The following is a 6,483-nucleotide window of genomic DNA, read 5'->3' as shown; positions in this document are numbered from 1 at the left end:
CAGGAAACTCCTCAAGGCCCACGGCGTCGTCATCCAACCGGCAACCACCCCGCCCGCCGCCCTCGCACCCCTCCAGGCCCGGGTCCTCGCCCAGAACAGCGATCCAGAAGGGAAGACCAAAACAACGTGTTAATGATCTGCAAGCCCTAAGGGTTGTCCCGTAACTACCGAGCAGGGTCAAATGATCTTGCTGTGGCTGGTGTGATCACGGCGTCCGAGCCGTCCTAATCCGGTGATAGCGACAGCCGCGAGGGAGTCCTCCAACTGGCTGTTCGAGCACTGAACGATGGTCGTGGTGGCGGTCACGTGGGCGCCGGGCTGACGCCTTGAGCCGTCCGGGCACTTGATTCCTCTGTCCAGAGCGGCGGTGCCCGGCTCCCTCGCGATCGCCACCATCGTCAACACCACCTGCCTGACCACTCGTTGGTGTTGGTGGTGCGAGCCCGCCGCACGGCGACCTCTCGACATGCCCGAGCCGCTTGAGCTCCAACGCAGACCGAGGCCCGTGGTGTGAGCTGGTGCCACGAACAGCTACTGAGGTGGCGGACCGGCCGGTTGGCCGAGTCCTGGGATTAGGTCGCTGCGTGGTTCCGCACGAGCTCGTGACCAGCACAAACACACAGCAGAACCGGGAGGGACCTTGATCTACTGCGGCATCGATTGGGCAGAGAAGACACACGACGTCGCCCTCGTCGACGACACCGGTCAGCTCCTCACCAAACGCCACATCACCGACGACGCCACCGGCTACAAGATCCTCCTCGGCCTGCTCGCCGAGTACGACGACACCAGCGAGAACCCGATCCCGGTCGCCATCGAGACCTCCCGCGGACTATTCGTCGCCGTGTTGCGGACGGGCAGCCGGCCAGTGTTCGCGATCAACCCGATGGCCGCCGCCCGCTACCGAGACCGCCACTCCGTCTCCCGCAAGAAGTCCGACCCCGGCGACGCCCTGGTCCTGGCCGACATCCTCCGCACCGACATGCACGCCCACCGGCCCCTGCCCAACGACTCCGACCTCGCCCGAGCCGTCGCCGTCCTGGCCCGCGCCCAGCAGGACGCCACCTGGAACCGGCAGCAGCTCGCCAACCAGCTCCGCTCCCTGCTGCGCGAGTATTACCCCGCCGCCCTGGCGGCGGCCGATGCCTGGAAGAACGGTCTGTGCCGGCCTGGGATGCGGGAACTGCTCCGGGTAGCCCCGACGCCCACCCGCGCCGCCCGACTCACTCGGACCCAACTCCAGGCCGCTCTCAGGAGGGCTGGCCGCAGCGCGGAATCGAGGCGGAAGCTGACCGCTTCCGCGCGGTCTTCCGATCCGAGTGGGCCCACCAGCCCGCGCTGGTCGAGGACGCTCTCGGCAAGCAGATGCTGGCCCTCCTCGTCCAGCTGGAGGCCGCCCGCACCGCCGCCGACCAGCTCGCCGAGGCAGTGGAGGAAGCGTTTCCCCAGCACCCGGACTCCGAGATCACCTCAGCTGCCCCGGCCTCGGCACCCAGCTCGGCGCCCGGCTGCTCGCCGATATCGGAGACGACCGCAACCGTTTCGCCGACGCCCGCGGCCTCAAGGCATACGCTGGCTCCTCGCCCATCAGCAGAGCCTCCGGCAAGAAAACGTCCATCACCCGCCGCTGGGTTAAGAACGACCGACTCAACCACGCCGGCTACCTCTGGGCCTTCTCCTCAATCACCGCCTCACCCGGCGCCAAAGCCCACTACCGACGCCGCCGCGACCACGGAGACTGGCACGCATCAGCCCAGCGCAACCTCTTCAACCGCATGATCGGACAGCTCTACCACTGCCTCCCACACGGGACCCGCTTCGACGAAGCCGTCGCCTTCCCCACGGCAACCGAGGCTCTCGCGGCATGAGCCCCGTCAGTCGCCGACTGCGCGGGACCAACGTTCATGGATGACGGACAACTTCCGCTCGAACTCCGCATCCCACATCCGGCTGGTGAAGACCCCAGGGATCGTGAGCGAACGTCCACGGACCCGGACGGCCCGCAGGTCCCACCAGAATCCACCACGCGTCTGGTGCTGCCGTTTCTCGATCCGCGTGATCTCACTCCACGGAATCGAGCGACGACTGACGAACGTGCGGAACTCCATCCCGCTCGCAGTGAGGAGCGTTCGGCCATAGCCACGGTTGATCATGTAAAAGAGCGAGGCCAACCAGGCAATCGCCACACCGCCACCCCACCACCATCGGTTCGACGTCGGCGCGGTCAAGGTCACTGCCACCGCCATCCCGGCGCACACGAGCGTCAGGAAGCCGGTCCACCACCAGTTCCTCCGCCGAGCAGCAGCGCTGAGGCCGATCCACACATCGGGCATGTCCATGACGCTACCGACACGCACTCGAACAACGATCAGCCCGACTTGACGAGTTACACGCCTGAGGTGTCTGGACAGCTGGCCGTCACGGCAGCCTGGGTTGATAACCTGTGGCGATGGACGAGGCATTGGACGAGGGGCCGTTCTTCCACGGCACAAAGGCCGAGCTGCAGGTCGGGGATCACCTCACCGCCGGTTTCCGTTCCAACTACCGGCCCGAAATCGTGATGAACCACATCTACTTCACCGCGTTGCCCGACGGCGCGGGACTCGCCGCCGAACTCGCCGCAGGCGACGGAGCCCCGCGAGTGTACGCCGTCGAACCGACCGGGGAGTTCGAGAACGATCCAAACGTCACCGACAAGAAGTTCCCCGGCAACCCCACCCGCTCCTATCGCAGCAGGGAACCGCTCCGGATCGTTGGTGAGGTCACCGACTGGACGCGACAGACACCCGAAGCTCTCCAGATGTGGCGAGACCGGCTGGCCGCAATCCGCATGGATGACCGCGCCGAAATCATCAACTAAGGATCGTTCCTCAACTGGGTCACGGTGAGATGATCTTGTTGTGGCTGGTGTGATCACGGCGTCCGAGCCGTCCTGGATGGCCCCGTTCACCGGGCCGAGCCCGCGCTACTTCGGCAAGTCGGTGACCGCACTGCGCAGCGAGGGCGCCGGCGAGGTGCGGCGCGGACGGCCGTGGGGCCTGCCGCTGGAGGACCGGGTGTTGCTGGTCGCGGCGTGCTGGAGCAAGAACGTGACGCTGCGCCAGCCGGCCCTGCTGTTCGGCGTCTCGAAGTCCGCCGCGGGTCGCGATATCGCCCAGTTCGGGCCGCTACTCGCGCTCCAACCACGTCAGCGGTTCCGCAACGACAGCGTGCCCATCGTGGACGGCACCCTGGTTCCTACCCGTGACCACACGATGGCCGAGCAGTCCAGGAACTACCGGTACTCCACCAACCATCAGGTCGTCATCGACGCCGACAGTCGCCTGGTCGTCGTGGTCGGCCGGCCTCTGCCCGGCAACCGCAATGACTGCAAGGCATGAGGAATCCGGCGCCAAGGACGCAGTCGGCAACACGATGACGATCGCGGACGGCGGATATCCGGGCACCGGCCTGGTCATGCCCCACCGCCGCCGCACGGGCGAGGAACTGCCCGACTGGAAAGTCGCACACAGCACCTCCCACAAACAGGTCAGAGCCCGCGTCGAGCACGTCTTCGCCCGCATGAAGTGCTGGAAGATCCTGAGGGACTGCCGCCTCAAGGGAAGAGGAGTTCACCACGCCATGCGCGGCGCCGCCCGCCTGCGCAACCTAAACCCCACCGGATAGACAACGTGTCTCCGCAGCGGCCGTCCGCACCCTCACCACGCCGAAGATCATTTGCGGGACAACCCTCAGCCCCCGCTGGGTGGCGCCTTCAACGATCTCGACGAGCGGTGGATCATGGTTGGGTGATACGTAGACATGAACTACCTTACGCCGAGCGGTAGTTCGGCCAACCACGGGGCCCACGTCGTTTCGGGGCAGAGAGCAGCTGGACGACCGCACCGTGCTCAACGGGATCGTGTGGAAGTTCCGTACCCGGACGGCTTGGCGGGACGTGCCTGAGCGGGATGTCCAGGTCGGACGCAGGTCTCCGTATCCGGAGGGGTTCAGGAGGGACGCCGTCGTGCTCTACCGCGCCGCAGCCGGGAAGAGGCGGATGAGATCGGTGCCTTGGCTTGGTAGTTGAGTGTTGTGTCGGCAAGGTCTGCCGATGTGTGCTGATCCTGTGGCTGATGACCTGCGGGAACGCCCAGCTCCGTTGCTGCCTCCTCGTCCGCCTCTGTGGCTTCGGTGTCCCGGGCGGTTGCCGTTGGATGACCGTTCTGCTTTGCGGGGCATCGTCCACGTGCTGTGCGAGGGCGTGAGCCGGGCGGATGCGCCTGCGGAGAGGATCGGCCGCAGCGGGTGACCGCTTGGCCGCGGGTGAGGGACTGGGCCGAGGCAGGTGTCCGGCCCTGTCTGCACGAGGCCGAAGGAGACGGTGCGGGTCGTGACCAGTGTGCCGTGCACATGCCCCCAGGCATGTGCGATGGTGTGCGCAGACGTCTGTCTGAGCCTCGCCGGGGTAAGGATCGGCGATCCGTCGCATCGTGCCCCGGACAGGTAGGCGACCTGGCATCCCGCGTCCCGAGCGACCGCCAGCGGCAGGGCCCCGATGGAAGCCGATTGGTCGACGACCATCAGCACCGTTCCGTGCTTGCGGGAGCCTGTTGAACAGCTCCCGCAACTTCGGTTCACTGTTGGGCAGCGGCTCGTCGAACGCCCTCTTCCTCGGCCGACTCGTGGCATCAGCGGTATGCCCATACCTCCAGCCCCGGCGTCATCGCCTTTCGATCATCTCGGCTGGGGGCTCAAGTCATACCCGGGCCGAATGCCAGGAGCCGCACAACGAGACCACAGATACGGTGACGGGCCGCTGACACGACCGCATCCGACCGACTGTGGCAAGTTGGGGTCCAAAGGAGCTGCCGTACGAACAGTTCCCTTTTCCTGTTCGCCATGCCCCGCCACGGCACCCTTCTACCAGTCGCGACTGCCCGAGGCAGCCGCCGCGTGATCACCTCGGGCTTCACGAAGGGCATGGAGGCACGAAGGTCCTGACATGCCATTGGCTGGAGCAATGGTCGGCCCGAAGCGTGGTGGGGCAGCAGGATGGACGTCTTGCCCACATCATGTGCCAGGAGTCCCGCGTGTACAGGCTGTTTGAGTGGAGCCGCCAGGAGCAACATCCGCATGCAGGCCCGCGCGGCTTCGTCCTCCGGCTGAGCAGCGTCGGAGCTTGCGCGCCCCGCTCTGCGGCGGAGTGAGCTGTGAGGTGGCCGGGCCGCCCCGGGGCGGCGAGTGGCTGGGCAGCGCCGCCCGGCGGTGGGGGCCCGCAGGTGCCGCCCGCGCCCGCGTGGATGCGGTGGCTGCCCGCCTTCTATGTCGCGGGCATCCTGGTGCTCGAACCCCTTACACCCGTGCAGTGGCCGGTGAGCTTCCTGCTCATCGCCCTCCCCGTGGTCGCAGCCTTCGCCCACGGCCCCGCTGTCGTCGCCGGCATCACCGTGTTCGCGATCGCCTTCGAAGGAGTCCTGGCCGGCACCCCGTGCTGCGCGGGCCGCCCGGTGAGCTACGTGTGGGAACGCCACTACGTGGCCACCTATCTGAGCACCGCTGTGGTCGGCGTCCTCGGAACATTCCTGGCTGCCCATCGCGTACGCCGGGAACGCACCCTCGCCAACGTGCGCTTCGTGGCCGAGATCGCGCAGCACGTCCTGCTCAGCCCGGTCCCGCACCGCGTCGGCCCACTTCTGGTTGAAGACCTCTACCTGTCCGCCGCCGCGGAAGCACGCATCGGCGGTGACCTGTACGAGGCCGTCCCCACCACGTACGGACTCCGCATTGTCATCGGCGACGTCCGCGGCAAGGGACTCCCCGCTGTCGAGACGGCCGCCACCCTCCTCGGCGCCTTCCGTGAGGCCGCCCACGACGAACCCGACCTCGCCGCCGTTGCCCGCCGGGCGGAGACGAGCATGAATCGCAGAGCCGCCCGCCTGGCCGGAAACGACGTGGGCGAGCGCTTCGTCACCGCTGTCTTCGCGGAGATCCCCCTCCGCCACGTGGTCCGTATCGTCAACTGCGGCCACCCCCCACCCCTCCTCATCCGCTCCGACGGGGTCACCGAACTGGAGACGGCCGACCCCGCACCGCCCCTCAACCTGGGCATGCACCTCACAGAGGACTACCGGGTCGATGAGTACCCCTTCGGTCCCGGCGACCAGTTGCTGCTCTACACCGACGGCGTCACCGAAGCACGCGACCGCACCGGGGCCTTCTACCCCCTCCGCCGGCGTGTCCTCTCCTGGGGCCCTCTCCAGCCCCGGGAACTCCTCGACCGCCTTCACCACGATCTCCTCAGCTACAGCAGCAACCACCTCCACGACGACACCGCGGCCCTTGCCATCTACCACCTGCTCGAATAGAAGTGCCCTGAGGATCCTGAAATCGCGCCCGCCCTGTGCCGGTTCGTACCGGTCGCCTGGCGTGGACGAGCTCGGCGGAGGCTCCAGCGGGCTCCGCCGAGGAGTCGAGGGGACTGCAGGAGCGCTCCTTGTGGAC

The 6,483-nt window shown here is 67.3% G+C and carries 3 protein-coding genes and 3 pseudogenes; 4 read left to right on the top strand and 2 right to left on the bottom strand.

What is annotated here, in order from left to right; genetic code table 11:
* Positions 1–640 precede the first annotated feature (640 nt).
* Positions 641–1,868: pseudogene (locus tag ACWCPY_RS23765) on the top strand (IS110 family transposase).
* Positions 1,869–1,874: 6 nt separating this feature from the next.
* Here the strand turns inward: ACWCPY_RS23765 and ACWCPY_RS23760 are convergent.
* Positions 1,875–2,333: a hypothetical protein gene (locus ACWCPY_RS23760; protein ID WP_451268013.1), complete on the bottom strand. Its 459-nt coding sequence runs from the start codon at positions 2,331–2,333 to the stop codon at positions 1,875–1,877.
* Positions 2,334–2,449: 116 nt separating this feature from the next.
* Here ACWCPY_RS23760 and arr point away from each other — a divergent pair, with 116 nt between their 5' ends.
* Both arr and ACWCPY_RS23750 read left to right on the top strand, forming a co-directional pair.
* The gene (gene arr / locus ACWCPY_RS23755) at positions 2,450–2,860 is read left to right on the top strand and encodes an NAD(+)--rifampin ADP-ribosyltransferase (protein WP_451268011.1); all 411 of its coding nucleotides are present in this window, start codon (positions 2,450–2,452) and stop codon (positions 2,858–2,860) included.
* 40 nt (positions 2,861–2,900) lie between these two features.
* A pseudogene (locus ACWCPY_RS23750) lies at positions 2,901–3,666 on the top strand (transposase).
* 760 nt (positions 3,667–4,426) lie between these two features.
* Here ACWCPY_RS23750 and ACWCPY_RS23745 read toward each other — a convergent pair.
* Positions 4,427–4,651, bottom strand: a pseudogene (locus ACWCPY_RS23745) (IS110 family transposase); the annotation flags it as partial.
* A 610-nt stretch (positions 4,652–5,261) separates the two neighbouring features.
* On the opposite strand from ACWCPY_RS23745, the gene ACWCPY_RS23740 reads away from it, so the two are divergent.
* Positions 5,262–6,347, top strand: a complete 1,086-nt coding sequence (locus ACWCPY_RS23740) for a PP2C family protein-serine/threonine phosphatase (protein WP_451268009.1) — start codon at positions 5,262–5,264, stop codon at positions 6,345–6,347.
* Positions 6,348–6,483: the final 136 nt, after the last annotated feature.

This window comes from Streptomyces sp. NPDC002403 (assembly GCF_053593015.1).
The sequence above is the reverse complement of the archived record's forward strand: the minus strand, read 5'-3'. Positions and strand labels throughout refer to the sequence as shown.

Excerpts from the sequence above, each read along its gene's own strand:
- ACWCPY_RS23760 (WP_451268013.1), bottom strand. The coding sequence starts at position 2,333 with ATGCCCGATGTGTGGATCGGCCTCAGCGCTGCTGCTCGGCGGAGGAAC.
- arr (WP_451268011.1), top strand. The coding sequence starts at position 2,450 with ATGGACGAGGCATTGGACGAGGGGCCGTTCTTCCACGGCACAAAGGCC.